The organism is Gelidibacter algens (assembly GCF_001678675.1).
GTDB classification, from domain to species: Bacteria; Bacteroidota; Bacteroidia; order Flavobacteriales; family Flavobacteriaceae; genus Gelidibacter; species Gelidibacter algens.
Genome location: NZ_LZRN01000022.1, coordinates 1 through 26769 on the forward strand (window position 1 = coordinate 1; position 26769 = coordinate 26769).

A 26769-nucleotide genomic window follows, 5' to 3' on the forward strand; every position below is an offset into this window, starting at 1 on the left:
GTTCAATACCATTAGTACAGGGCTTTATCACCAAGCATCTTTATAATATTGAGCCAATAAAAGAAATCATCATGACTATCTTCCTTTCTAGATTCTGTGACAAGTAGATACAAAGATCTTTTTGTTAAAAAAAATTGGTGAGTTGAATGATATATTTCTTGTCCTCCAAAGTCCCAAATATTAATCAACAAATCTCGCTTAATTTCTGGATTATATTTTACTGCTACTTCTTGAGGTACATTCCATTTTGCAATGTTAATCCCTTCGGTGGAAGTTTCATCTTCTAGTGAATAATTTTCATCTATTAATGCTTTTGATAAAGAAGTTTTTCCAACTCTCCCTTCACCAACAACGAGCAATTTTACTTCATATAAGTAATCTGGGTCTTTAAGTTCACGGAAGAAATTTCTAATGGAATCTATTCCTTGAGATGCAATTTCAGGTGGCAGTATATCAAATGGATTGCCTGAAATTTCTAAAACATCTAATTGTTCCATATTAGCAACTTTTTCTGGTAATTGCTTTAACTTATTGTTTTTTAAGTTCAAGTACTTTAGTCGATTTAGAGTTGCCAACTCATCACTTATTTTGATAACCTCATTATTTTCTAAATTTAATTTAGCCAATCTTTTAATTTGGCCAATTTCATTTGGAATTTCATTTATTTTATTTTGATATTTAATATCAATTCCTAAATCATTGCCAAAATCCAGAAATACAATGTTAGGGTTTTCAAAAAGTTCAGCTGGAATGTGTGTAATACCGCAATTACGAAAATCAAGGCTTGTCCATCCATGTTCACGGAAATTATTGATTTGCTTTTTTACTTTTTCAATATTCATATTACCATAAATTACGTTGTACTTGAAAATGTTTCAATTTCCTTCAAATAATTATTTAAAACGTTTCAACGTTTCTTTAGTAAATTCTGAAAGCACCAATCGTCCACTAATTTTGGCGCGTTGTGCCAATAATTGGCCCCAATCTTCGGTGCCTCTCCAGAACATGGTTTTCATTTCGGTCATGGCTTTTGGGTTATAGGTTTTGAGGTTTTCAGTAAACTCAACCACAGCTTTATCTAAGTCTTCTGCCGAATCGAACACTTTTGTATACAATCCTTTTTGCATTGCCCATTCTGCTGGATAAAACGTATTGGCATCGATGGCGATTTGCGACATAGCGCTCAATCCCATTTTGCGTTCAATAGCTGGACCAACCACAAAAGGGCCGATTCCGATATTCAACTCGCTTAATTTTATGGCTGCAAATTTAGTGGCCATACAGTAATCGGTAGCCGCTGCCAATCCGACGCCGCCGCCTACTGTTTTTCCTTGAATGCGACCAATGATGAACTTCGGACATGTGCGCATGGCGTTGATGACATTGGCAAATCCAGAAAAGAATATTTTCCCAGTAGCTTCATCATTAATGGATATCAGTTCCTTAAAACTGGCGCCTGCACAAAAGGTACGGTCACCGCCACTTTTAAGTACGATCACTTTTATGTCATTGTTATTCCCTGCATCTATTATAGTTTGCGCTAAATCCGCCAATACATCTCCTGGTAAGGAATTATGAGCGGGATGAAAAAATTCAATGGTTGCTACTTCGTTCTCTATGGTTTGTTTTACGTAGGGTTGTGTCATCACATTTATGTGTTCCCATGAAAATGGGAATCTTTTTATTATTAATTATAAATTCTTATACAAATCCAACCATTCTGGATTAGTGTTTTCAATTAGTTCAATTTTCCAATCTCTATTCCATTTTTTCAATTGTTTTTCTCTCATTCTGGCATTATCCTGTATGTCATGATTCTCAAAATATACAAGTTTGTCTAAATTATATCTCGCAGAAAAAGTATTTGGATGCGATTTGATTTTATGTTGATATATTCGTTCTTTCAAACGTTTTGATTGTCCTATGTAAAGCACTCCATTTGGTATATTCGTTATTATGTAAATGCTCCATGACATAGATTGTATTTTAATTTTCGAGACACCCGATTTCTCGGGTGCTTGAACAGTTCAATCTTTTATAAAAGATTGAACTGTTCAAGATGATGATTCAAATGTTTCCTTTCCAATAAATAAGATTCATATTTATTCAATTCGCCAAATACTAAATTTTTTAATTTAGATTCTGGATGCTCCTTGAAAAATTCCAAATACTTCTCTCTTTGCTCTTTAAACTTCTCTTTTGCCGTTTCCAAATCAGGATGTTTCAAATCTGCTAGCTTATCTTTTTCTAAGGATGGAAATTTGGTGTTTCTCGGGAATTTCTCATAATTATAAAGACTTGCATGGACCTTTTCCAAAATTTTCTCTGGTGTGGCAACGTCAAAATCCTGAATCTCACCAGCTGCAATCTTATAAGTATATTCCAAATGCTCCAACATGTGTTGCGGTGTCATGATGCCCCATTTTGGTTTCATGTCTGACGTTAATTTTGAAAGATACTCATCAATTTTAGCATCGGTCATCTCGATAAAAACGTCTTGTTTCTTCTGAACCATGGTCAAAATTGTAGCAACGGCTACCAATTCATCCTCTACATCGAATACCTCGACAAACCATTTGACAATGCCGCTTGGGTGTTCAGTAGAAACCACATCGCGATCTACTTTTTGTTTACAGGTCAATCGTACATAAATGGTGTCATTGTGATATAAGGGACGCAAGAATCGGCAATCTTCCAATCCGTAATTGGCGGCAACAGGTCCTTTATTAGGATACACAAATAAGCCAGCTGCTGCTGCAATAATGAAATAACCATGAGCGGTTCGTTTTTCGAAAATGCTGCCGTCTAAAGAGGTGATATCGGTATGGGCATAAAAATGATCCCAAGTAAGATTCGCAAAATTGATGATGTCTGTATCGGTCAGCGTACGCTTATGGGTTTTTAACGACATGCCCGGTTGGATGTCTTCCCAATGGTATTTGAACGGATGCTGATCAGCTTCTTTATATTTTGCGTTTGCCTGATAAATGCCAGTGATTTCAGTTAGGGTTGTTGGCGACCCTTGAATGGCCGTGCGTTGTAAATAATGTTTGATGCCACGCATACCGCCCATTTCTTCTCCACCTCCGGCACGTCCTGGACCACCATGAACCAAATATGGTAAGGGCGAACCGTGCCCTGTGCTTTGTTTGGCGCTTTCACGATTCAAGACTAAAATACGTCCATGATGACTCGCAGCATTGATGACGTATTCTTTGGCAATCTTATCGTCATTTGTAGCAATTGATGACACCAACGAGCCTTTACCCATTTCTGCCAACTTAATCGCTTCTTCTAAATTTTTATAAGGCATGATGGTACTTACCGGACCAAATGCTTCGCGTTCGTGAACAATGGTATTTTGAAACGGATGGTCTGCTCGCAATAAAATAGGGCTGATGAAAGCGCCTTTTTTAGCATCTGCGCCAATGGTTTCAATTTTATCTAAACTTCCGTAGACAATTTGCGCTTCTTTCGCTAAATCAGTGACTGAATCTCTCACGGCTTGCACTTGTTGGTGACTGACCAAAGACCCCATTCTAACTTCTTTCAGCCTTGGGTCGCCAATAGTGACTTTATCCAAGGCTTTTCCAAGAGCGATTTGAACATCTTCAACCAAATTTTCTGGAACGATGATGCGTCGGATAGCTGTGCATTTTTGTCCGCATTTGACAGTCATTTCATTTCTGACTTCTTTGATAAACAAATCAAACTCTGGAGTTCCAGGAACGGCGTCTTCACCCAAAACCGACGCATTTAATGAATCAGCTTCCATAGTAAATGGCACGGATTCTTGAATTAATCTTGGATGCGCTTTTAATAAGCGTCCTATTTTTGCAGATCCTGTAAAGGTGATGACGTCTTGAGATTCGACGGTGTCCAATATGCTTTTAACTGTTCCGTTTATGATTTGCAAAGCGCCTTCAGGCAAAATACCGGATGCGATGATTTCTTTTGCAACCGCTTCTGACAAATAGGAGGATGATGGCGCTGGCAATACAACGGCTGGAACACCTGCCATCCAATTGACGGCGCATTTCTCCAACATTCCCCAGACCGGGAAATTAAACGCATTAATGTGAACAGCGACTCCTTTTTTGGGCACCATGATGTGATGTGCCATAAAACGTCCGCCTCGAGATAAATCAATGGGGTCGCCTTCTACATGATACGGTTGATTGGGGAATAATTTTCTTAAAGATGCATTGGCAAACAAGTTTCCGAATCCACCTTCAATGTCAATCCAACTGTCCACTCTTGTGGCACCTGTTCTATAACTCAATTCATAAAAAGATTCTTTCCGTTTCGTGAGATACAATGCCAGACTCTTGAGCATATTACCGCGTTCTTGGAAGGTCATTTTACGAAGCAGTTCGCCTCCTTTGGTGCGTCCGTAGTTGAGAATTTCTGGGATATCTAAACCTTCAACCGCGATACTTGAAAACGCTTCGCCTGTAACGGCGTCCAATATTGGTGTGCCTTCTTCAGTTCCTGTTGTCCAGTGTCCTTGAACGTAATGTTGTATTTTTTTCATCCTATCCTATCCCAACCCTTTCCAAAGGAAAGGGCCTCTTTTATTTATTAAACTTTTTTACTTCTAAAAATTTCATCAGACCTAACAGGTTTTGTAAACCTGTTAGGTCTTTTGTCCGAGTTAGATTTGCGTTAGCGATTACTCATACATTCTTATTTAATATTTAAGAACTCGTGAGTGCTTCGCAATTGAACGTTATGTTGGAGCTCCTAGAAGAGAGCGACAGCCGAAAGCCCGACCCTTTTTAGGGTAATCTGTCTGTGACAGGCAGGCGCCCCAACTATTTATTATAACTCACATTTTCAATTATAGCGGCATACCCTTGGCCAACACCAATACACATGGTAATCAACGCGTATCTTTTTCCGGTTTCTTTCAACTCCAAAGCGGCAGAATACGCGAGTCGCGTTCCTGTAACGCCAAGTGGATGACCAATGGCGATGGCTCCACCGTTTGGGTTTAATCTGGAGTCGTCATCTGCTAATCCCCAAGCTCTTGTACAAGCCAATGCTTGGGCTGCAAAGGCTTCATTCAACTCAATGATATCCATATCATCCATAGTCAAACCTGCTTTTTCCAAGGCTTTATTTGATGCATCTACGGGACCAATCCCCATGATTCTTGGTTCTACACCAACCACAGCTGAACTTACAATTCGTGCCAATGGTTTTAAATTATATTTTTTCACTGCGTCTTCTGAAGCGATGATTGTTGCTGCGGCACCATCATTTAATCCTGATGAATTACCAGCAGTGACACTGCCACCTTCGGCTTTAAATGCACCTCTTAATTTTGCCAATACTTCCAATGATGTGTTTGGTTTGACAAATTCATCTTTTGAAAATTTGATTGGGTCTTTTTTGCGTTGTGGAATTTCAACAGTGATTATCTCTTTAGCAAGTCGTCCATTTTCTTGTGCTTTGGCCGCTTTCATTTGGCTCCAATACGCGAATTTATCCTGATCTTCACGAGAGATATTATATTTCTCTACCAAATTTTCAGCCGTTTGTCCCATCCCATCTGTGCCGTATAATTTTTGCATTTTTGGATTGACAAATCGCCATCCAAAACTGGAATCGTACATTTTGGCATCGGTTCCAAAAGCAGTGGAAGGTTTCGCAACCACGTAGGGTCCGCGGGTCATATGTTCAACGCCTCCCGCAATAAACACATCACCATCACCAGCTTTTATCGCGCGATTGGCGTGAATGATTGCTGATAACCCTGAACTGCATAAGCGATTGACCGTTTCACCTGGCACTGTAAAAGGTAATCCTGCCAAAAGAGCGGCCATACGTGCCACATTACGATTGTCTTCTCCTGCTTGATTGGCGCAGCCCAAAATGACATCGTCATAGGCTTCATTTGGAATCGTTGGATTTCGTTTGACAATTTCTTCAATCACCAATGCTGCTAAATCGTCAGTACGAACTGTCGATAAAGCGCCTTGATAACTTCCTATTGGTGTTCTAATACCGTCTATGATGTATGCTTCCATTTTAAATATTGAATATCGAATTATGAACGCTGAAAATCGAAGTTTTCATTCTTGCATTCATTACAAATTCCTGTTTTATTATTTTAAATTATTTTTTAGAATCGAACTAACTTCAGTATTCATTATTTATCAGTTCGATATTGGATATTTTTGACGTTTCGAGATCATTTCGATGCTTCTTTCGTTCCTATTCCTATCCCTTTCCAAAGGAAAGGGAACTTGTTTTTAGTAAGTATTTAAATATGTTCATTTAAGTTCTGAATTCCTACAAATTAGGAATTCCTAGGAGTTTGTAATCTTTTTACTAATTCACCAGTTCCGAAAACGTATCTCCTTGTTTGATGTCTCCTGTTTTGTAACCTTTCATAAACCAATACTTGCGCTGTTCTGAAGTGCCATGCGTAAAACTATCTGGTCGCACACTGCCCTGCGTTCTTTTCTGAATGGCATCATCTCCTACCGCATTTGCAGCGCTCAAAGCTTCGTCAATATCACCTTCTTCCAAATACTCTTTATTATAATGTGCCCAAACGCCAGCATAAAAATCTGCTTGGAGCTCTTGTGCCACAGACAGTTGATTGGCGCCTGCTTCATTGGTTTGTTGTTGAAGTTCTCTCACTTTTTGAGAAGTGCCTAGCAACGTCTGCACGTGATGGCCTATTTCGTGAGCCGTGACATATGCAATGGCGAAATCACCTCCCTTAGCACCAAATCGAGTTTTTAATTCGTCAAAAAAGGCCAAATCCATATACAGCTTTTGATCTGCAGGACAATAAAAAGGCCCGGATGCTGAGCTCGCATTTCCACAACCTGTTGAGACAGCGTCAGTAAAAAAGACCATACCAGGCTCTTCATAATCACCGAGATTATTTTCTCTAAAAATTTGATTCCAGTTGTCTTCAGTATCCACTAAAACGGCGTTCATGAAATCGCCCATTTCTTTTTCTTGTGGCGTTAATTCTCTTTGTTGGATAGACTGGGAGCCTGATTGTGATTGCGTGACTTGCTCAATAATTGGAGCTAACTGTTGCCCAGTTTCACCACCAAAAAGTTGTAACAGTACAACTACGACTGCTATTAGTCCGCCACCTGCAGCTAACTTGCCTTTGGAGCTCATTCCGCGACGATCCTCCATGTTATCACTTTGTCTTCTACCTTGCCATTTCATAATTAGATGAGTTGTTATTATTCGTTAATCCTAAGTTGAACATCATGTTCTTCCAAACCTAAATTTAAGTAAATTATTTTTCCCAATCTTTGCTGGTTCTATAAACCACTCCTTTAAAAAGTGCCACTAACTCATCACCTCTCTTCACTTCGATAATATTAAAGCCCAACTTATTGTTTACCTTTCCGATCACTGATTCAGCCACGATATAATCTCCTTCATTCAATGCTTCTATATGGTTGATACTTGTTTCGATTGAAACTGCGTATTTCCCATGGGTATTGGCAGCAAAACCGAATGCCGTATCCGCCAAGGCATAACTAATGCCACCGTGCGCTTTGCCCATACTGTTCAGCATTTCTTTTCTGATAGTCATGGCGACTTTGCATCTGCCTAGTTCACATTGTAGAATTTCTATCCCTAGCCATTGGCTGTAGGCATCGAGAGAGAGCATTCTTTTAGGTATGAGGTGTGAGGCAATAGGTTTCATCCGTTCTTAAAAATTATTTATTTATTCTTTTGACAATTATTGCACGTAAAGTTGTTATCATTTTAGACCATTCAGTTATCAATCTTCTGTTTTCTTCATCTTCTTCTGCCGTTATATAATTTCTCAAATTTGAAATGATACTTAAACTTCCTCATACCTCAAACCTCATACCTTTCCCATTCATTCTTCTCAACAACGGACTACAACGGTACCTGTCTTCATGATATTCGTTATATAATGCATCCATATTTGAAACACACCAATCGATGCCCTTTTCATCAGCCCAAGCCAACAATCCTTTCGGATAGTTGACGCCCTTGGTCATTGCTTTGTCAATGTCTTTCGCTGAAGCAATATTCCAGAATAGAGCATCTGCAGCTTCGTTGATGAGCATAACGAGGACACGGTCGAATATTTGTTGGGCTAATTCAGACTCCTCTCCCGAAACTTCGGGAGCGTTTTGAGGGACATTAGAAATTTGTGGAACAATTGAGCCGTTCTCATCATAATTGTAATAGCCCTTTCCTGATTTTCTTCCAAGATAACCTGCTTCAGCAAAACGTTTTTGAGTGAACGCTGGTTTGTATCTTGGATCGAAATAAAAGGCTGCAAATACGGTTTCAGTTACGGTGTAATTCACATCGTTTCCAATAAAATCCATCAATTCAAAAGGCCCCATCCTGAAACCTCCCAAAGTTTTCATGCTTCTATCAATGGTTTCAAAATCAGCAATCCCTTCTTCATAAATCCTCAAAGCCTCACTATAAAAAGGTCTTGCCACACGGTTGACAATAAACCCAGGAGTATCTTTAGCAATTGCTACAGTTTTTTTCCAATCTGAAATAATTTTAACCGACTTGTCCAAAACTTCTTTTGAAGTTTGAATAGCCGGAATAACCTCAACCAACTGCATCAATGGTGCTGGATTGAAGAAATGAATTCCGATACAACGTTCTGGTTTTTGTAATGATGCCGCAATAGATGCGATAGACAAACTTGATGTGTTTGAAGCGATAATGCATTCATCACTTACATAACTTTCCAATTCTGAAAAGACTTTCTTTTTTATTTCTAAATTCTCAACAATTGCCTCAATAGTGAGGTCAGAATCTGATAAATCTTTTAAACTATCACTGTAAGAAATATTGGTTTGGATTCTGTTTTTCTCTGCAGAATCAATTCTACCTTTTTCAACCAACCGGGCGAGAATTTTTTCCAAAGCTGATTTTGCTTTGTCCAATGCCGCTTGATTGGTATCGTATAATTTCACTTTACAGCCAGAAGTTGCCGCAACTTGTGCGATGCCGCTTCCCATGGTGCCTGAACCGATGATTCCTACTTTATTAATCATGAATATCGAATTTTGAATACTGAATATCGAAGTGTAATGCCGTCAATTTATTTTAATTTTTACTGTTATTTTGAGATGTTCGAATACTTGAAACAAAAATCGCAATTAGCTCATTATTTTCTTTCATTATAATCTCTAAACGTTCTATATTTTTAATTAAATCTGCTCCTTTCTGAATCTTAAGATTCACTAAGGATTCTCTCAGTTCCTTTAGACACAACTTCATTTTATGAAGAAAATCTCTTGCCGACTCCGCACTTTGAGCTTCCCCGTAATTCAATGCAGCCGACGTGGCTGAACGAATTAATTGTTTTGATAAATGTTGTGAGGCAAAACTACCATCAATTTTTCCACAAATTAAAATAACATCTACTGCAAACTGAATCAAACGTTCTTCTAAATCAAATTTATAATTTGCCATTTAAAACTTCATTATTCGTTATTAATCAGTTCTTTATTCGAGATTTATAAACCTTTAAACTCCGGCTTTCTCTTTTCCATAAAGGCTAAAACTCCTTCGGCATAATCTTCGGTTTGGGCTGCTTCAATTTGTAGTTTGGATTCTAAAGCTAATTGAGATTCTAAATCATTGGTCATTGATTTATTGAATAACTCTTTGATCATTCCTAAGGCTTTGGTTGGCATATTGGCCAATTTTATTGCGAGTTTATTCACTTCTTCATCAAAGTTTTCAAAAGGAATCACCTTATAAATCATTCCCATACGTTCTGCCTCTTCAGCAGCTATTTTATCGCCTAACATTGCTAAAGCTGATGCTTTTTGAAAACCGATCAATCTTGGTAAAAAGAAGGTTCCACCGCTATCCGGAATCAAACCAATCAGACTAAACGCTTGAATGAAATTAACGTGTTCGTGAGCGACCACAATATCACAAGCTAAGGCAATATTTGCCCCAGCACCTGCGGCTACGCCGTTAATGGCGCCAATGATTGGTTTTTTAATAGAACGAATTCTGGTAATTATTGGATTATAATGCTCCTCAAGAATTTTTTTGAATCCTGGATTGAGATCAGAGGATGTGACTTCTTTCAAGTCTTGACCAGCACAAAATGCTTTTCCATTTCCTGAAAGCACAATTGCTCTTACGGCATCATCTTTTTCACAAGCATCTAAAGTATCTTGAAGTAAAAATGCCATTTCGCGATTGAAACTATTAAAGACCTCGGGCCTATTAAGGGTGATATAGGCTACACCATTTTTATTTTCTAATAGAATAGAACTCATTTTATCTTATTTTTGATTGTTGATTGTTGATTGTTGATTGTTGATTGTTGAAGTATCTCGCTTCTGAAATCAAAAATCATTATTCTGCAATTGTTAATCCTTTTATTTTAGGCATTTAAAATAATCAAAGGGCTCTTGGCAATCATCACATTGAAATTGTGCTTTACACGCTGTTGATCCAAATTGACTCACCATTTTTGTATTTATGGAACCACATTGCGGACATTTTACCAATCGTTTGCCATGCAGTAACACGTCTTTGTCAGCTTCAGCATCTAGGGGCGACGCAATTCCATAATCTTCTAGGGCTTTTCTACCTCTAGGTGTAATCCAATCAGTGGTCCAGGCAGGAGAAAGAATTAACTCTACTTCACACTGATAGCCTGCTTCTTTTAGAGCCGTTTTAATATCATCGCCAATCACATCCATCGCAGGACAACCGCTATACGTTGGAGTGATTTGCACTTTCACAAATTCATTTTCTAGGATAGCAGAACGCACGACACCCATGTCCATGATGGAAAGAACTGGAATTTCTGGATCTGAAACTGTTTCCAAAATCGTGATCAGTTTGGGGTCGATATGTTGTTCAGTTGTTGTCATAATTAATAGCGAATATCAAATGCTGAATATCGAAGTATAAAGTTTGAGATTTTTAGTTAAATCATGATTCGTTATTCAAACTTCAATATTCATGATTCTTTTACCATTCCATATTCGGATACGCGCGTTGCATGTATTGCAATTCGGTCAATAAGTATCCCATATGTTCGGTATGAATACCTTGTTTTCCGCCCTTCTGGAAATATTTTGATTCAGGAATGATCAAGGTGGATTCTTCCAAAATGCTATTTACTTTTGAGTAGTATGCTTGCTTTAGTTTTGTGACATCTACACCAATTCCTTCTGAAACCATTGCTTTATCAGCTTCTGTTTGGTGGAACAATTCGTCGGTATAAGTCCATAAAAAGTCAATGGCAGTTTGCATTTTCTGTTGACTTTCATCAGTCCCATCTCCAAGACGCTTTATCCAATCTGAGGAAAAACGCTGGTGATAACTCACTTCCTTCAAAGATTTTGTCGCGATTGCAGCCAAGGTCAAATCTTTGCTTTTTTGCAATTCTGTCAAGAACAAGAAATGGTACACATCAAATAAAAAATGGCGCGCCATCGTATAAGCAAAATCATTATTGGGCTGTTCCACCAACAGAACATTCAAATATTCACGTTCTTTACGAAGCATGGCAATATCATCTTCTGTCCTTCCATCTCCTGCAATTTTAGAGGCGTATTGGTAGTAACTGCGTACTTGCCCGAATAGATCCAAAGAGATATTGGTACAGGCGATATCGGTTTCCAAACTTGGTCCGTGGCCGCAAAGCTCGCCCATGCGTTGGCCCAGGATAAGACTGTTGTCGGCGATACCGAGGATATATTTATACAGATTATCTTTCATTTTATAAATTGAAGTTGAAGTTGAATTTGAAATCAGGTTGAGTTTTCCTATTTAATATTTTTAATACTTGTAACTATTATGCGAATCAGTTGATCATTTTCATCTTTTAGTGTCATCAAACTATCATCAGAAAATAATCTTGCTTTTGTTTGGATATTAAAGTTTCTGTGACATTCCCTTAATTCTTTTAAACAAATTCTCAATTTATTAATTTTATCCTTATCGGTTCCAGCACCTAAAACTTCTCCATAATTTAAAGCTGATGAACAAGAAGACCGAATGAGCTGTTTCGCTAAATAATCTCCCGCATATGACAATGGTTTTTTGTCATAGAGCAAAATGATTTCTGCAGCAAAGTCTTCTAAACGATCTGATAGATCAAATTTCTTCTCAATCATGTTTCAGATTTAAACTTCAAATTGAGTTTCAATTTCTTTTGTCACATATATTTCACCTCATCAGGCAACTCGTAAAACGTTGGATGACGGTATACTTTATCTTGTGCTGGTTCAAAAAGTTCGCCATTATGTTCGGGATTTGATGCGGTAATGTTCTTGGATTCCACCACCCAAATACTCACACCTTCATTACGTCGCGTATAAACGTCCCGTGCATTTTCCATGGCCATTTCTGAATCTGCGGCGTGCAGACTTCCAAAATGACGATGCTCCAATCCGTTTTTACTTCTGACGAAAACCTCCCAGAGAGGCCAGTTTTTTTTATTAGACATAAGACATTAGATTTTAGATTTTAGACTTCAGGACGCTTATCTAACGTCTCATATCTCAAGTCTATTTTCTACATTAAACTGCTTGTTTTTCTTTTCTTTCTTGTTGCTTTTCAGCGTGAGCCATGGCAGCATCTCTTACCCACTCTCCGCCTTCCCATGCGCCAACTCTTGCTTTCATGCGTTCTTTGTTCATTGGGCCATGGCCTTTGACTACTTGCCAAAACTCATCCCAATTGATTTCTCCAAAATCATAACTTTGGCGCTCCTCATTCCATTTTAAGTCTGGATCTGGAATGGTCAAACCTATTAAATCTGCCTGTGGAACGGTTTGGTCTATAAATTGTTGGCGTAACTCGTCATTGGATTTACGTTTGAGTTTCCATTTCATTGATTGCTCGGTATGGATAGATTCCGCATCTGTAGGTCCTAACATCATCAGACTTGGCCACCACCAACGGTTCAGTGCGTCTTGAGCCATATCTTTTTGTTCAGGAGTTCCATTTGCCAATTTGATCATGATCTCATAACCTTGACGTTGATGAAAACTTTCTTCTTTACAAACCCTGACCATTGCTCTGGCATAAGGTCCGAAAGAAGTGCTGCATAACGGCACTTGATTGATGATGGCCGCACCATCTACCAACCAACCAATGGCTCCCATATCTGCCCAAGTCACGGTAGGATAATTGAAAATGGAAGAATATTTCGCTTTTCCTGAATGCAATTGTTCATACAGTTCATCTCTGGAAATGCCTAAGGTTTCACATGCTGAATAAAGGTATAAGCCATGGCCCGCCTCATCTTGGACTTTTGCCAATAATGCTACTTTACGTCTTAAAGAAGGCGCTCTGGTAATCCAATTGCCTTCAGGAAGCATCCCTACAATTTCAGAATGTGCGTGTTGCGACATCTGACGGATATGCGTTTGACGGTATTTTTCTGGCATCCAATCTTTGGGTTCGATTTTTTCGTCTCTTGCGATACGCTCCTCAAACTGCTTTTCTAAGTTTTTTACTTGTTCTTCACTCATCTTATTTGGTATTAGTGAACTGTTATTTGTTTTTCAGACCTCACAGGTTTTGAAAACCTGTGAGGTCTTGTTGCGTTAAGGATTGCAGCGGCATCCTTTTTTGTTTTTCACAAAAAAGATATAGCGGAAAGCCTGACCCTTTTGGGTAACGCCCAAATTATTATTCCAATTATACGTCAAAATCAACCACTACTTTTTTGCTGGTCGGGACGGCTTGGCAGCTTAACACATAATTCTGTTCGACTTCCTTATCCTCAAGTGCGTAATTCTTTTTCATTTTAACGGATCCTTCTTTGACTTGACATTTACAAGTACTGCAAACACCGCCTTTGCAAGCAAATGGCAAATCAGCACCAGCGGCCAAAGCGCCGTCCAAAATAGTATCAAAATCATCATCCATGATAAAATGGAACTCTTTCCCACCGTCAATAATGGTCACCTGCGTGCCCTCTATCCTTTGCTCAAGGACTTCTGCTATATGTTTATTTTCTTCTTCGGAGCTTCCTGTAAAGAACAGTTCGTAATGGATATTGCCTTTTGGCATTCCAGCCGCCTGCAACTCATCACGAATGAGGAAAATCATGTCTTGAGGTCCACATATAAACGCATGATGCGTATCTGGAACATCTATAAATGTTTTGGTCAACACAGCCATTTTATCCTTATCAAAACGGCCATTCAAAAACGGAATATCGCGCTGCTCTTTTGTCAAAAAATAAAAGACTTGAAACCTTCCAAAGAACTCATTTTTAAGTTGTTCTATTTCTTCTTTAAAGATAATGGATTTTACGGTTCTGTTCAAGTAAAACAGCTTAAAGGTGCTGTTTGGTTCTTGATGCAAATGTGTTTTAATGATGGAAAGGAGTGGCGTAATACCACTTCCTGCAGCAAAAGCAATGTAGTTATTGGACGCATCAACATCCACATCAACCGTAAACTCACCGTGTGGTGCCATGACTTCAAGGCTATCACCTTTCTTTAATTTATTGAAGGCATAATTTGAAAACACACCTTCACGAATGGTTTTAACGGCCACCTTCCACTCACCGTCCAAAGGGCTTGAGCACAATGAATAATTCCGTCTGATGTCTTCGCCATTGATCTCCTTACGTAAGGTCAAATGTTGACCTTGTCGGTAGTTGAACTTTTTCTTAAGCTCGTCAGGAATTTCAAAAGAAATGACAACGCAATCTTTCGTTTCCTTGTAAATATCTGCCACTTTAATCTTGTGGAATTCTGCCATAAATCGTCAAATAATCAAACTAACAACCGTTAGTCTGCTTCGCAAATTTACAAAATAAATTCTAAATTATTTGTTAATTCCGTTGATGAGGACTCTGCTTAGGGTTTCAGCTAAATCGTTTGCGTTGACAGCCTCTTTTTTGGGAATCCAAAGGTATAAGGAACGTAAGGTAGAGAGTATGGAAAACATAATAATTTCGGCATTAGCATCCATAATTTCATCAGATATAATTCCTGATTCGATAATGTCAATAAAATCCTGCTCATATGTTTTTCGCAATTGTAAATAGTGCTCCAACTGTTCTTCCAGATGCATCCAATCATTATTCAGACAGGCCATTCCGTAAGTATTTTTTACAGTGATCTCTACATGAAGTGCCACAATCAACTTTAATTTTTCAATGGCCCTAAGGTCTGACGCTTTGATTACATTCATTTCACGAGTAAACTCTTCAGCAAGAGAAACAATGATCGCTTTTAATATGTCTTGTTTGGAGGTGATATGGTTATAAAGACTTGCCGCTTTGATGCCCATGGCTGCCGCCAGGTCTCTCATCGTCACCGCGCTATAACCCTTTTCCTTAAAAAGTTTAGCGGCCGTTTTGATGATCTCTTCTTTTCGTGTTTGAACTACACTATTCAAAGTTTATAATTTTAGTCTCAAAGTTTTTCGAGTGGTGGATATTTTGTAAATTTAAATAAAAATAAACAATGGGATTTTTGGATTTTATATTTGGCACAAAAAAGCGGCAAGTGCAAGAATTGTTGGACAAAGGCGCTATTATTTTAGACGTGAGAAGCAAGAGAGAATGGGATAGCGGCCATATTGCCAATTCTAAACACATTCCTTTAGATGATTTGCAAAATCATGTTGAGAAATTGAAGAAACTAAACAAACCCATTATTACCTGCTGCGCCAGCGGAATGCGCTCAGCAAAAGCTGCCGAATTTTTAAACTTAAATAATATTATCGCCACTAATGGCGGTGGATGGTTGAGCTTGAAGAAAAAAGTCTCCTCCTAACCCCGAGACTTAGGACACTCCGAAGAAGAGCTAATTTTTGTTGCTATCACTTTTACAATATCTCTTTAAAGTTTTATGTTTTGCAACTCGTCAGAGGATTGGATGGAAGTGCCTTCATACTGAAGTGTCCATCCCAAAGAACTCGTGAGAATATAGAATTTTGACAACTCACTAATCAATCGATTTTGAGCATTGCTTTTAAGGTTGGATGCCTCAATCTTTTTCATCAGCTGTGCATTCACCTTATCCTTGATTTTATTATAATCTTCTGCCTGAAACGGATTTAAGAAATCTGCAGTGACATCATAATATTCAAAATCTGGACTGATTTTGATTTCTTCCTTTGGAATGCTTAAAATTTTTAGCGTTTTTGATGCTTGATCCAATTGGTATTCAATTTGACTTAAATCATAAGACACCGTCACATCTGCATTGACAACTACAAGGGCTTTCTTTTCGACATTCACCAAATTGGCAAAAACCGCTTTAGAGTTTTTATAGGTGAATACTTGACTAAAATGGCCTTCAGTAACAACCAACTTGCTCACATTCCGAATCTGTTCTTGGATGAGCGCTGAATTTTCCTGTAGAATTGTTTTGTCATTATCATTAAAAAAATAACGATAGCCAAACAAGACCACGATCACCAAAATTAAAACGTATAGAAGTCTTCGCATTGTTATCTCTTTTAAGACCTAAGCTGATTGTGAAATCTCAAAGGCTTCAAAACCTATTTTATTTGTTTAGCTCTAGTTTTTCTGCAAAATAATCGCAGAAATCTTTCATGGTTGCAGTCATTTTATCGTCTTGGGTAGCACGTTGGTAAGTGTTGCTCATTTCCACTAACGTTTGATGGAAAAAAAGTTTCATTTCATCAACTGGCATATCTTTAGTCCATAGATCAATCCTTAAAGTCTCCTGGGCTTTACTGTCCCAAACAGAGAGCATCATAGCTTTGGCTTCTTCGTTGTTTATGCCACCGTCTTGTGCAGTCCACATCAATTTTTCAGGAACTTTGTTTTCATCTAATTCCACTTTAAGTTCTATGGTAGAGGTTTTATTTTTTGACATTATTTACGGGGTTTAAATTTTGAATTATTAAAAATTTCGTCAGCATTCTTCTGAAGCATTTCCATTAACGTGACATCATTATTTTTCATGTAAGCCCTTACTATTTGCCAACCTACATACTGCCCTATCCTGCCTGGAGATTCACTATCCAGTTCCAGATAAAATTTTGAAAAAGGGGCATCGGCAATAAATCGGCTTGCTAAAGTATTGTCTGTACTAAACAACAGCTCACGTTCAATAAAATAACGCCATATTTCACTTTCATTGGCAGCGGCCCAATCCATCTGCGCTTCGGTATAGCCAATCTTTTCAGCATCTGAAGCAAACGGGATCATCTTATCTTTAAAATACAGCTGCTTTCCAGAATAGACCATATCGTCTAAAAGTGTTTTAGGACTATCTTGGAAGATATAGTGATCTGAATAGTTTGACGCCAGATCGCTCACCATCTGTGATCGCTTCATATTTTGGGTCAGAAACTTCTGAATGCCTTCATAAAAATGATGTTCTGTGCCGAGATAGGTGTCTAAAGAAATCAAAACAATAGTATCTGTGACGATGGTTTTATTTCTATAGTCTACATCAGAGGTTACGGTAATAACTCGTGGCACTGTAAAGGTCTTGTCGTAATATTTCAAATGTTGAAAAAGCGACTCAATTGCTTCCTGTTCTTGATCAAAATTTGAAAACGTTGCTTTTACTTCACTTGCCAGTTCTTGCTGCAAAGAATCAGTCATCCGATCAACCCAAATAGAGTCATTGATTTGCTCTGAAAAAAGAAAAGGAAAGTCTGCCTTAAGTTTAGGCAACTCTTTAGGCTGGGCGTTTGCGAAAGCCAGATCAAAACGTTCTATAGTAACCTCTACGTCAATTTTAGAAATTTCACTTTCTATCTCATTATCCTCCTTACAAGAACTAAAAAAAGCAACAGTACTATTAAAAGACCAACATTCTTCAGTGGGACTAATTTTAAGTAGTTTTTAATTTTTATTACTTATCTGATTACTTTATTTTTGTAGTACAAAGGTAGTATTCTTTGTGTTAAATCTTCCAAAAAATGCAAACAGAAAAAGTTGTTGACCACATTGTAAACTGGCTAAAAGAGTATGCCACCAACGCCGGTGTAAATGGTTTTGTTATAGGTATTTCTGGCGGCATTGATTCGGCCGTTACCTCAATCCTTTGCGCCAAAACAGGATTGGATGTTTTATGCATTGAAATGCCAATCCATCAACCTGCAAGTCATGTATCCAGAGGTCGGGAACACATCCAAAAATTGAAAAATAATTATGGAAACGTTACCGATAAACTTGCAGACTTAACTCCAGTTTTTGAAGCATTTAAGGCCGAAGTTTCCTTGGATGGCACTCAAGCAGTCGTTGATATGGCGCTTGCCAATACCCGTGCCCGCCTAAGGATGACCACCCTTTATTACTATGCAGGACTAAAAGGTTTGCTTGTTGCTGGAACCGGAAACAAAGTAGAAGATTTTGGCGTCGGATTTTATACTAAATATGGCGATGGTGGTGTGGATTTGAGCCCCATAGCAGACTTAATGAAATCTGAAGTGTACAGGATTGCAAAGGAATTGGATGTTCCAGCATCGATTATAAACGCAGCGCCTAGCGATGGCTTGTTTGGCGATGCCAGAAGTGATGAAGATCAAATTGGCGCGTCTTACCCTGAATTGGAATGGGCCATGAACATGAAAGAAAGCGGTAAAACTGCGGATGATTTTGATGGACGCCAACAAGAAGTCTTTAACATACTTTCGAGGTTAAATACTATCAATCAACACAAAATGATCCCCATCCCTATCTGTGAAATTCCTACATACCTAAAATAAGCGATTGGTCTATTAGCATATTCATTGAATATTATCAAATTTAATGGTATATTATTGTTTTTTTTATACATTTACGTAGCACATCTCCACAAGTTTAACTTAAAATCTTAAGTATATTGACTAACATAAGTAACTAATAAATACACTATTATGATTAAGGTACTGGTTGTGGACTATCATCCCATAGTAAGAGAAGGATTAAGGCTACTTTTTGACAAGGATCCAGAGATAGAAGTTGTTGGAACGGTAGGCACAGGTATTGAAATTTTTGAATTTGTTAGACGCCATCCCGTAGATGTGTTGATTTCTGAAATTGATCTTCCTGAACTCAACGGTATTACAGCCTTAAGGGCTATTAAAAAAGAACATAAAGATTTACGCGTTATTATGTTCAGTTACCATCCTGAAGAAATTTATGCCATTAGTTCTATAAAGGCAGGTGCCTCAGGGTATCTTTCAAAAACAGTAGATACCAAAACCATCAAAGAAGCCGTCCTGAAAGTTTATAATGGCGCTATTTATTTAAGTGATAATATGGCAAAACACTTGAATTTTGATGACACCCGAAATACGAAGAGCAAGCTTTACAAACGTCTATCAACGAGAGAAGTTGAAGTTTTGAAACTACTATCTTCGGGAAAAAAGAATAAGGAAATCGCACAAGAGCTTGATATCAATGAGAAAACCGTCAGTACATACAAAGCACGCCTTTTCAAGAAATTAAATGTGACCAATTTGGTGGACTTAATCCATCAAGCTAAACATATTGGCACTGTTTAATGTTTACTTCCAACAACTTTTCCCAATTTTTTAGACAATAGGGTTTTTAGCCTTAAATAATCCCTGACATCCTCCATGATGACCATCGAATTGGCATCGGGCCTGATAATATCCGCCTGGTATTCCACTACCTTTTGGTCAATTAGAAAACAGCGCAGACTTAAAATTGTTTGGGTTACCAATTGCGGAATAGTTTCCTTTTTATTTTTAGGGATGATATGGTTCCGCTCCCAATCATGCAACCTGTAACGCTCATCATTCATCAAAATACTGGTTACTTCATTGGCCATATGCTGATCCAGTTTATTAATAAAATCCCTTAACTGAAAGTCTTCCGCCTGGTGTAAGGCATCAATAATAATATAGTATAAATTTTTGAAGTGTTCATCAGAAAACTGCATTTCGTCCTCCTGTAAATCCAAATAGATCTTTTCAAATACTTTTGCCTGATGGATTACGGGCTCCATTTTTAAATCGCCAGTAGCTTCATCCTCCTTCATGACTAAATCCTCAAAATCTTCAGTTTCGTTGCCGTAAAGCAGAAGAATCTCAATGATTTTAAGTTCCAACTCATATTGATGGTTGACCTTGTTACTAGGCGGTTCTGAACGCACCACATCAAAGGCTCTTTGTTCAGTTTGGTGTTGTTTGCCAATTTCTTGGGTTTCTTTTTTGCCAATTTGCGCCAGGGTAGAAAACAAGACATTCTCACTAATGTCCATGATATTGGAACATTCCTTAACATAGATCTCACGCTTGATGGGATCAGGAATTTTTGCAATACTGTTGACAATTTCCCTAATAGTATCTGCCTTTTTTATGGGATCATTTTTGGCATCCTGCACCAATAGCGAGGCTTTAAATTGAATAAAATCCTTGGCATTTTCATCAAGATAAGCAGAAAGTTCATTTAATGAATTCTGCCTAGCAAAACTGTCAGGATCCTCTCCGTTTGGGAAAGAACATACTTTAACATTCATTCCTTGTTCCAAAATCAAATCAATCCCTCTAACGCTCGCTCTAATTCCTGCGGCATCACCATCAAAAAGGACAGTAATGTTTTTGGTCAACCGATTGATCAAACGGATTTGTTCAGGTGATAAGGCCGTTCCAGAAGAGGCGACCACATTTTTAATACCTGTTTGATGAAATTGGATCACATCAGTATACCCTTCTACCAGATAGCAATTATCTTCCTTAGCGATGGATTGCTTCGCATGAAATAGCCCATACAGAATTTTACTTTTATGATAGACTTCACTTTCAGGTGAATTGAGATATTTGGCCGCTTTTTTATCGGCACCCAAAATTCGGCCTCCAAAACCCAATATTCGGCCACTCATACTGTGGATTGGGAACATGACCCGACCCTTAAATCGATCAAAACGCTTCTCTTCCTTAACAATGGTCAAGCCCGTTTTTTCAAGAAATTCAAGTTGGTATCCTTTTTTTAAAGCTTCATCCGTAAACGCTTGCCACTCATCAAGAGAATACCCCAAATTAAAAGTGTTAATGGTCTCATTTGTAAAACCACGCTCCTTGAAATAACTGAGGCCAATGGCTTTGCCTGGATCTGTTTTATGAAGTATTTTTTGAAAATAGGTGTTCGCAAATTCATTCACCAAATAGAGGCTTTCCCGCTCGTTGGCTTCCTCCTTTTGTTCGTTGGTTTGTTCCGTTTCCTCAATTTCAATGTTGTACTTTCTGGCGAGGTATTTTATGGCCTCCGGATAGGTAAAATGCTCATGCTCCATAAGAAAAGTCACTGCATTGCCGCCCTTACCGCTACTAAAATCTTTCCATATTTGTTTTACGGGACTTACCATAAAACTTGGAGACCGCTCATCACTAAAAGGACTCAACCCTTTAAAGTTACTTCCCGATTTTTTAAGGTTGACGAAATCGCCAATAACCTCCTCAACACGGGCTGTTTCAAATACTTGTTCAATGGAAGATTTAGAGATCAAAGTTTTGGTAGAATTTTTTGTAAAAATAGTACAATCTTATCAAACATTACAGGAATGGAGGGTTTGAGTTTTGTGAATATCAAGAGGAACTTTATGAATCTCCTCCACTAATGCCTGAGACAAATAAAAATAAGAAGAGAGCTCAGGACAGGCAATTAAATTAAAAAAGGACTCAAATAAATTTAAGTCCTTTTTTGACTAACACAAAATAACTAAATTTTTATTATATGACTTAATCTAAAGCCCAACGCAATCCTAAAGACACATTGTGTTGGTCTACTGCCTGATCTTTGAACAATTCATTCAAATTATATTTGGCATAAATACTAAAATCTCCAACCCCAATATAACCGCTTAAGCCGTAAACAAGATTTGTAGTATTGAAATCTGACTTTATTTTTTCCTTTTGACGGTCACCATCTTCTTTATATTTTAATTTTTGCATCGCGCTTAAATTGACACCAGCAAATCCACCGATACCGATCTTGAAGTGATTGTCTGTGAAATAACGGATACGGTCGCCATAATCTTTTAAGTCAGAGGGTCCAAACTCAAAATGCAACGGCACGACAAAACTGGTAGTTCTAAACTTTGATTTTTTCAAATCAAAAGGGAACGCTTCCAAAGTTGTCTCGTCGCCATTTTCAACAAAATAGTTATTATTTTTTATAGATAATTTATTCCATTGCATTGATAAACCATAATTGACCCTCACAAAATTTGAATTTTTAAGCAGTCTCGTGTTCCAGATCCATCCTATTTCGACAAAACCAGAACCTCCCAATTCATAAGGTGAGTCATCCAAACTTTCCCCATCAATAATGGTATTGTTGAAGCCGATGGCGAATAATAACTGGTTGCCCGTTTTTATGTCATACTTTGGCGGCCCATTATCGTTTTTGATACGCAGTCCCTTTTTTTTACCTATGGAAATTACGAGTTCTTTTTCATGAGAGTTTTTAATTCCATAAGCCTCATCATTCCTTTCTAAAAGTGCAATTTGATGATCAATAATGGCCAAACGATTTTCAATATTCAAAGCCCGCTTTTTGGCCTTTTCCTGTTTTAATGTTTCGGCTTTTTCCGCGGTAATCTCGCCTTTTTCCAAACGTTGATTGATCTCCTCCACTTCAGTTTTTAATGCGGTTTTCTCCTCCTTTTCGATGGTTTCCTTATACTGTTTGAAAGACTCGATTTTTAACTGAGTTTTTGTTTTTTGAATGGTGTCCTGCCCTTGAGCTTTACCCATAATTAAGCATAAGCTTGCCAGCACAATAAGTTTTGTAATTGTGTTCATAATGTTCGAATTTTGATTGATGATTAATTTACGCTACCGTCTTAAGATTTTCGAGGCGGATTTATTACTTTTAATTATTTCGGTCCGCAACTGCAGTGATTACGGTTTCATAACTGGTCTTTAAGGCTTCGAAGATTTTGTTTCTAAATGAGTGTTGCAAATCTGTTTCAACGTCTTGTAAAAGCGCACTGGCATCTACGGTTCTGATGCTTTCCTTTAGTATAGCTTGGTGAGTAAGTTCTCTTTGTGCTTTGCGCAACAATGCATCGATATCTGCATCTGTCACCGCTTCGCCTTTCTTTTCTAAATCTTTAATTTGTGCCACAATTTCTGATACTTTTTGATCTTCCAAAGTTTCTTTTTGTGGGCTTATTTTCAATGGCTCCAAAGATTTATTTCTTTCGTTTTTAGCAACACTCAGATTCTCCTTTATCGGAGATGTCAAGCTTTTCTGTGTTTTTAAAAGTTCGGTTTTTGAGGTGTTCTTCTCAAGAGACTCAAGAGATTCAACACGTTCTTCTGTTTCTGCCAACTGTTTCTGTTGTGGTAATTTGTCCATCGGAATTAATTGATCTTCAACCTGTTTTTGAGTCTCCACTACAACAGGCTGTCGAATCTCACTGCCGGCATCTTTAAAAACTAGGGCTGTTGTAAAGAGAACACCTATCATACTGGCAGCAATCCCCAATCGCCAAAACAGTGTTTTACTCTTTCGATTTTCAGCGGACTCCAATCTTTCAGCCAAAGTATTCCATGAGGCCTCAGAGGGCGTAATGGCTCTTTTTTCGAGCTTCTCTTTCAAACTATCTTCCCATTTCTGCTGTCCCATCTTTCGTTCTATTTGATTTGTTAATCTTATCCTTTAAAATTTGTCGTGCCTTAAACAACTGCGATTTTGAAGTGCCCTCAGTAATATTGAGCACGCTTGCAATTTCATGATGTTTATAGCCTTCAATCGCATACATCATAAAGACCATTTTATAGCCTTCAGGAAGTTCATCTACGTATTGCTGAATTTCATCCAGTTCAGTTGCGGTTTCAATATTGTTGGTATGCTGATGGTTGATGTCAACATCTTCCATTGAAAATTCAATCTTCTTTTCTTGTCTCAAAAACGAAATAGCCTCCCTTACCATAATTTTTCTGAGCCATCCCTCAAAGCTCCCTTCATTCTTGAAATTTTTCAAATTGGTAAACGCTTTAAAAAATCCGTTGAGCATTACTTCCTCCGCTTTTTGAAGGTCTCTTATATAATACCTACACATACTCAGCATTTTTGGCGCATGTGTTTCATAAAGGAGGTGTTGCGCTTCACGATTGTTTTTGGCTGCTTTTTTTATGAGCTGGATATTGTTGTTATGTAAGTGGATAACTTTCAAAATTAGTCGCGTTAGGTCTTCTATTTATAAAGACGCAAAAGTTGTGCAAAAGGTTGCCTGGAGGGTTGGTTATTGTAGAGTTGTGTGTCGCTGAGTGGTTTGTTGATAGGTGTTAATTAATTGATTATCCGTTAATTACCTAGGTAAATTAAAATTAAAACAAATTGCAAACCTAATTATAAAAATGTATAAACTTCCAGCTTCAGTCTTCAGTCTTCAGTCTTCAGTCTTCAGTCTTCAGTCTTCAGTCTTCAGTCTTCAGTCTTCAGTCTTTAGTCTTTAGTCTTCATGCTTCATGCTTCAAACTCCATGCTTCATGCTTCAAACTTCACCCTTAATCCTACTTCTTCCGATCGATAACGTAATTGACCATAAGCAACAAAGACGCTTTAAATTCAGATTCTGGATACGTATTGAGAAGTTGTAATGCCTCCTCTTGAAAAGCAATCATTTTAGAAACTGCATAATCGAGTCCGCCTTTATTTTTCACAAAAGCAATGACTTCTTTGACGCGCTTTTTATCTTTATTATGATTTTTGACCGAATTGATCAGCCAAGATTTTTCCTTTTTCGAGCAATTATTGACGGCGTAGATAAGCGGTAAGGTCATTTTTCGTTCCTTGATATCGATGCCTGTTGGTTTCCCGATGGCTTCGTTTCCATAATCGAACAAGTCGTCCTTAATTTGAAAAGCCATTCCTATGAGTTCTCCAAATTTCCGCATGGCTTCCACATCAGGAGAATTGGGCTTTACTGAAGCAGCACCAAGGCTGCAACACGCAGCAATTAGCGTTGCCGTTTTTTGACGAATAATCTCGTAGTAAATAGCTTCCGTGATGTCCAGCTGACGGGCTTTTTCTATTTGAAGCAGTTCGCCTTCGCTCATTTCCCTAACCGCTACGGAAATAATCTTAAGCAAATCAAAATCATTGTTATCAATAGAAAGCAAGAGACCTTTTGAGAGCAGGTAATCGCCAATAAGAACGGCAATTTTATTTTTCCACAAAGCATTAATGGAGAAAAACCCACGCCTCCTGTTACTGTCATCAACCACATCATCATGCATCAATGTGGCCGTATGGATCAATTCAATTACCGCAGCACCTCTATAAGTACGCTCGCTAACATTGCCGTTATTGACCATTTTAGCCACCAAAAACACAAACATAGGCCGCATTTGCTTGCCTTTTCTGTTAACGATGTAAGTTGTAATCCTATTTAAAAGCGCCACTTTTGAAGACATGGAAAGTAGAAACTTTTGTTCAAAAAGTTCCATTTCATAAGCTATGGGCTGCTTTATTTGTTCAACGATTTTCAAAGGGTTATAGACATACGGATTTCTTTAACAAACGTACTAAAAATGGCAATGATATGCTATTATAAATAATGGAAAGACACATTTAAAAATGTATGTATGAGATGAAATAATGATTTATTCAACAGACAAATACACATAAAAAAGAGTATTCCAACTAAAAAAACCTGAACAAGTAGACTTTTGCTCAGGTTTTCAGATATTATAATTGAATGTTGAAATTTCAACAGATGACAATATTCTTATTTATAATATTATTTCTTAATAAATTTTTTAGTTTCTATTTTCCCATCTTCAGACTTGATATTTATAAAATACATACCTCCTCCTAAATCAGAAATATCGAATTTAACCTCTTTAACTAAATTTGTGGTTCTTTCAATAACAACTTGTCCCAAACTATTGTAGAGCTGAACTTTTTGAATTGCAGAAATCGACTTTAAATTAATCTCGTTGGTTGCAGGATTAGGATAAAGTGACGTAACATTCGTTGCAAACTCTGCTACGCCGAGCAAAGTATTTGTCGCTGAAGCTCTTACGATATAATTATCAAAAGTTATGCTTGACGCCATTGTATTCGGAACGGTTTGCGTTGATCCGGAAAAAGCAACAAAGTCTATTTCAGTTGGAACATCGGGTTGCGTGGTTATAGGAAGACCTAATGGTCCGTCGATACCATCACCATCAATTAACACTTGTCCAGTTATCGTATTATAGCTTATACCATAAGTTGAAAACATATTTGGAGCCACTACAATATCTAGATCATACCTAAAATTACCAGGAGTAAGCTGGCCGGTAGGAAGACTATAGGCTACAAGAAACAATTTATTAGTGGATTCGTCAATTCTAAAACCCGCCAAAACTTTGGTATAACTTGGATCGTAAATATATACGCCAAAATTATTTAAACTTGAAGATCCCAAATCTCCGGGATTAACCGACACCTCTACTTCAATTATGTCATTACCAGACGTTCGAGATGCCCACGCAGCTGGCAATCCATCGTTCCAAACAAATGAACCTCCCATATCACCATTGGGTCCAGTTAAGGTAAAACCTTGTGTGCTGTTTTTCCCGTTGGCTGTAACTTGCAAATTTTCTTCAGATGCATTGTTGCTGGTTGTAGGCGGAGCTCCATTGCTAATCTGAGTATCCCATCCAAGTTGCCCCTTGATGTTGCCAGGAGTGAGGGAATTAAAATCAAAGGAACTCAATTGTTGACTAAAACCGAAAAATGGTAAAATGAGTAATACTAAAAGTAATTTTTTCATCATATCTTTATTATTTATACATTAATAGTTGATTAAAAATAAACCTTATTATTTAAATTTAACAGTTATCTAG

At 37.8% G+C, this 26769-nt stretch carries 29 protein-coding genes; 3 read left to right on the forward strand and 26 right to left on the reverse strand.

The features are described 5' to 3' along the window. Positions 1 to 11: 11 nt before the first annotated feature. The 17 genes from A9996_RS11135 to A9996_RS11215 form a co-directional block, all read right to left on the reverse strand. Positions 12 to 842: a hypothetical protein gene (locus A9996_RS11135; protein ID WP_066434724.1), complete on the reverse strand. Its 831-nt coding sequence runs from the start codon at positions 840 to 842 to the stop codon at positions 12 to 14. A gap of 51 nt (positions 843 to 893) precedes the next feature. Continuing rightward, positions 894 to 1646: an enoyl-CoA hydratase/isomerase family protein gene (locus A9996_RS11140; protein WP_066434727.1), complete on the reverse strand. Its 753-nt coding sequence runs from the start codon at positions 1644 to 1646 to the stop codon at positions 894 to 896. Between the two features lie 45 nt (positions 1647 to 1691). Beyond that, positions 1692 to 1976: a GIY-YIG nuclease family protein gene (locus A9996_RS11145; protein WP_066434729.1), complete on the reverse strand. Its 285-nt coding sequence runs from the start codon at positions 1974 to 1976 to the stop codon at positions 1692 to 1694. A gap of 59 nt (positions 1977 to 2035) precedes the next feature. Continuing rightward, complete coding sequence (gene paaZ, locus A9996_RS11150; protein ID WP_066434730.1) at positions 2036 to 4534, reverse strand: phenylacetic acid degradation bifunctional protein PaaZ; 2499 nt, start codon at positions 4532 to 4534, stop codon at positions 2036 to 2038. A 280-nt stretch (positions 4535 to 4814) separates the two neighbouring features. Further along, on the reverse strand, positions 4815 to 6032 hold the full coding sequence (gene pcaF / locus A9996_RS11155) for a 3-oxoadipyl-CoA thiolase (protein WP_066434731.1): 1218 nt from the start codon (positions 6030 to 6032) through the stop codon (positions 4815 to 4817). Positions 6033 to 6336: 304 nt separating this feature from the next. Continuing rightward, positions 6337 to 7200, reverse strand: coding sequence for a KPN_02809 family neutral zinc metallopeptidase (gene ypfJ, locus A9996_RS11160; RefSeq protein WP_066434735.1), 864 nt, complete (start codon positions 7198 to 7200; stop codon positions 6337 to 6339). 73 nt (positions 7201 to 7273) lie between these two features. Then, entirely contained in the window at positions 7274 to 7690 is a 417-nt protein-coding gene (locus A9996_RS11165; RefSeq protein WP_066434739.1) for a PaaI family thioesterase, read from the reverse strand. A 151-nt stretch (positions 7691 to 7841) separates the two neighbouring features. Further along, positions 7842 to 9041 (reverse strand): 3-hydroxyacyl-CoA dehydrogenase NAD-binding domain-containing protein, encoded by a 1200-nt coding sequence (locus A9996_RS11170; protein ID WP_066434741.1) that lies wholly within the window; start codon positions 9039 to 9041, stop codon positions 7842 to 7844. Positions 9042 to 9093: 52 nt separating this feature from the next. Continuing rightward, positions 9094 to 9462 (reverse strand): four helix bundle protein, encoded by a 369-nt coding sequence (locus A9996_RS11175; RefSeq protein ID WP_066434745.1) that lies wholly within the window; start codon positions 9460 to 9462, stop codon positions 9094 to 9096. 44 nt (positions 9463 to 9506) lie between these two features. Continuing rightward, entirely contained in the window at positions 9507 to 10286 is a 780-nt protein-coding gene (locus A9996_RS11180) for an enoyl-CoA hydratase-related protein (protein WP_066434752.1), read from the reverse strand. Between the two features lie 102 nt (positions 10287 to 10388). After that, complete coding sequence (gene paaD, locus A9996_RS11185; RefSeq protein WP_066434754.1) at positions 10389 to 10889, reverse strand: 1,2-phenylacetyl-CoA epoxidase subunit PaaD; 501 nt, start codon at positions 10887 to 10889, stop codon at positions 10389 to 10391. 100 nt (positions 10890 to 10989) lie between these two features. Further along, positions 10990 to 11742: a 1,2-phenylacetyl-CoA epoxidase subunit PaaC gene (gene paaC / locus A9996_RS11190; RefSeq protein WP_066434757.1), complete on the reverse strand. Its 753-nt coding sequence runs from the start codon at positions 11740 to 11742 to the stop codon at positions 10990 to 10992. A 47-nt stretch (positions 11743 to 11789) separates the two neighbouring features. Continuing rightward, on the reverse strand, positions 11790 to 12140 hold the full coding sequence (locus tag A9996_RS11195) for a four helix bundle protein (protein WP_066434759.1): 351 nt from the start codon (positions 12138 to 12140) through the stop codon (positions 11790 to 11792). Between the two features lie 41 nt (positions 12141 to 12181). Beyond that, positions 12182 to 12472, reverse strand: coding sequence for a 1,2-phenylacetyl-CoA epoxidase subunit PaaB (gene paaB, locus A9996_RS11200; protein WP_066434761.1), 291 nt, complete (start codon positions 12470 to 12472; stop codon positions 12182 to 12184). Positions 12473 to 12545: 73 nt separating this feature from the next. Continuing rightward, positions 12546 to 13502 (reverse strand): 1,2-phenylacetyl-CoA epoxidase subunit PaaA, encoded by a 957-nt coding sequence (gene paaA / locus A9996_RS11205; RefSeq protein WP_066434764.1) that lies wholly within the window; start codon positions 13500 to 13502, stop codon positions 12546 to 12548. 169 nt (positions 13503 to 13671) lie between these two features. Then, positions 13672 to 14745 (reverse strand): 1,2-phenylacetyl-CoA epoxidase subunit PaaE, encoded by a 1074-nt coding sequence (gene paaE / locus A9996_RS11210; protein WP_066434767.1) that lies wholly within the window; start codon positions 14743 to 14745, stop codon positions 13672 to 13674. A 66-nt stretch (positions 14746 to 14811) separates the two neighbouring features. Further along, positions 14812 to 15387, reverse strand: a complete 576-nt coding sequence (locus A9996_RS11215) for a TetR/AcrR family transcriptional regulator (RefSeq protein ID WP_066434770.1) — start codon at positions 15385 to 15387, stop codon at positions 14812 to 14814. A 68-nt stretch (positions 15388 to 15455) separates the two neighbouring features. On the opposite strand from A9996_RS11215, the gene A9996_RS11220 reads away from it, so the two are divergent. Beyond that, on the forward strand, positions 15456 to 15767 hold the full coding sequence (locus tag A9996_RS11220; protein ID WP_066434772.1) for a rhodanese-like domain-containing protein: 312 nt from the start codon (positions 15456 to 15458) through the stop codon (positions 15765 to 15767). Between the two features lie 65 nt (positions 15768 to 15832). On the opposite strand, the gene A9996_RS11225 is transcribed toward A9996_RS11220, so the two are convergent. From A9996_RS11225 to gldB, 3 genes are read right to left on the reverse strand one after another with little or no spacing between them, the layout of a single operon-like run. Then, positions 15833 to 16444 (reverse strand): DUF4230 domain-containing protein, encoded by a 612-nt coding sequence (locus A9996_RS11225; protein WP_066434778.1) that lies wholly within the window; start codon positions 16442 to 16444, stop codon positions 15833 to 15835. 58 nt (positions 16445 to 16502) lie between these two features. Then, the gene (gldC, locus tag A9996_RS11230; protein ID WP_066434780.1) at positions 16503 to 16838 is read right to left on the reverse strand and encodes a gliding motility protein GldC; all 336 of its coding nucleotides are present in this window, start codon (positions 16836 to 16838) and stop codon (positions 16503 to 16505) included. Then, the gene (gldB, locus tag A9996_RS11235; protein WP_066434782.1) at positions 16838 to 17806 is read right to left on the reverse strand and encodes a gliding motility lipoprotein GldB; all 969 of its coding nucleotides are present in this window, start codon (positions 17804 to 17806) and stop codon (positions 16838 to 16840) included. The genes gldC and gldB overlap by 1 nt, the downstream gene beginning before the upstream one ends. Before the next feature lie 89 nt (positions 17807 to 17895). Here gldB and nadE point away from each other — a divergent pair, with 89 nt between their 5' ends. Together nadE and A9996_RS11245 are read left to right on the forward strand one after the other, a co-directional pair. Next, positions 17896 to 18684: an NAD(+) synthase gene (nadE, locus tag A9996_RS11240; protein WP_066434784.1), complete on the forward strand. Its 789-nt coding sequence runs from the start codon at positions 17896 to 17898 to the stop codon at positions 18682 to 18684. A 150-nt stretch (positions 18685 to 18834) separates the two neighbouring features. Then, a complete protein-coding gene (locus A9996_RS11245; protein WP_066434785.1) occupies positions 18835 to 19464 on the forward strand; it encodes a response regulator in 630 nt (209 codons plus the stop codon). Here A9996_RS11245 and dnaG read toward each other — a convergent pair. The 6 genes from dnaG to A9996_RS11275 form a co-directional block, all read right to left on the reverse strand. Then, positions 19461 to 21431: a DNA primase gene (dnaG, locus tag A9996_RS11250; protein ID WP_066434787.1), complete on the reverse strand. Its 1971-nt coding sequence runs from the start codon at positions 21429 to 21431 to the stop codon at positions 19461 to 19463. The genes A9996_RS11245 and dnaG overlap by 4 nt on opposite strands. A gap of 232 nt (positions 21432 to 21663) precedes the next feature. After that, the gene (locus A9996_RS11255; protein WP_066434790.1) at positions 21664 to 22728 is read right to left on the reverse strand and encodes a hypothetical protein; all 1065 of its coding nucleotides are present in this window, start codon (positions 22726 to 22728) and stop codon (positions 21664 to 21666) included. 70 nt (positions 22729 to 22798) lie between these two features. Continuing rightward, a complete protein-coding gene (locus A9996_RS11260; protein ID WP_066434793.1) occupies positions 22799 to 23557 on the reverse strand; it encodes a hypothetical protein in 759 nt (252 codons plus the stop codon). Continuing rightward, positions 23532 to 24107, reverse strand: coding sequence for an RNA polymerase sigma factor (locus tag A9996_RS11265; protein WP_066434796.1), 576 nt, complete (start codon positions 24105 to 24107; stop codon positions 23532 to 23534). The genes A9996_RS11260 and A9996_RS11265 overlap by 26 nt, the downstream gene beginning before the upstream one ends. A 340-nt stretch (positions 24108 to 24447) precedes the next feature. Then, positions 24448 to 25425: a polyprenyl synthetase family protein gene (locus A9996_RS11270; protein WP_066434800.1), complete on the reverse strand. Its 978-nt coding sequence runs from the start codon at positions 25423 to 25425 to the stop codon at positions 24448 to 24450. A gap of 251 nt (positions 25426 to 25676) precedes the next feature. After that, entirely contained in the window at positions 25677 to 26699 is a 1023-nt protein-coding gene (locus tag A9996_RS11275) for a T9SS type A sorting domain-containing protein (protein WP_083993927.1), read from the reverse strand. Positions 26700 to 26769 lie beyond the last annotated feature (70 nt).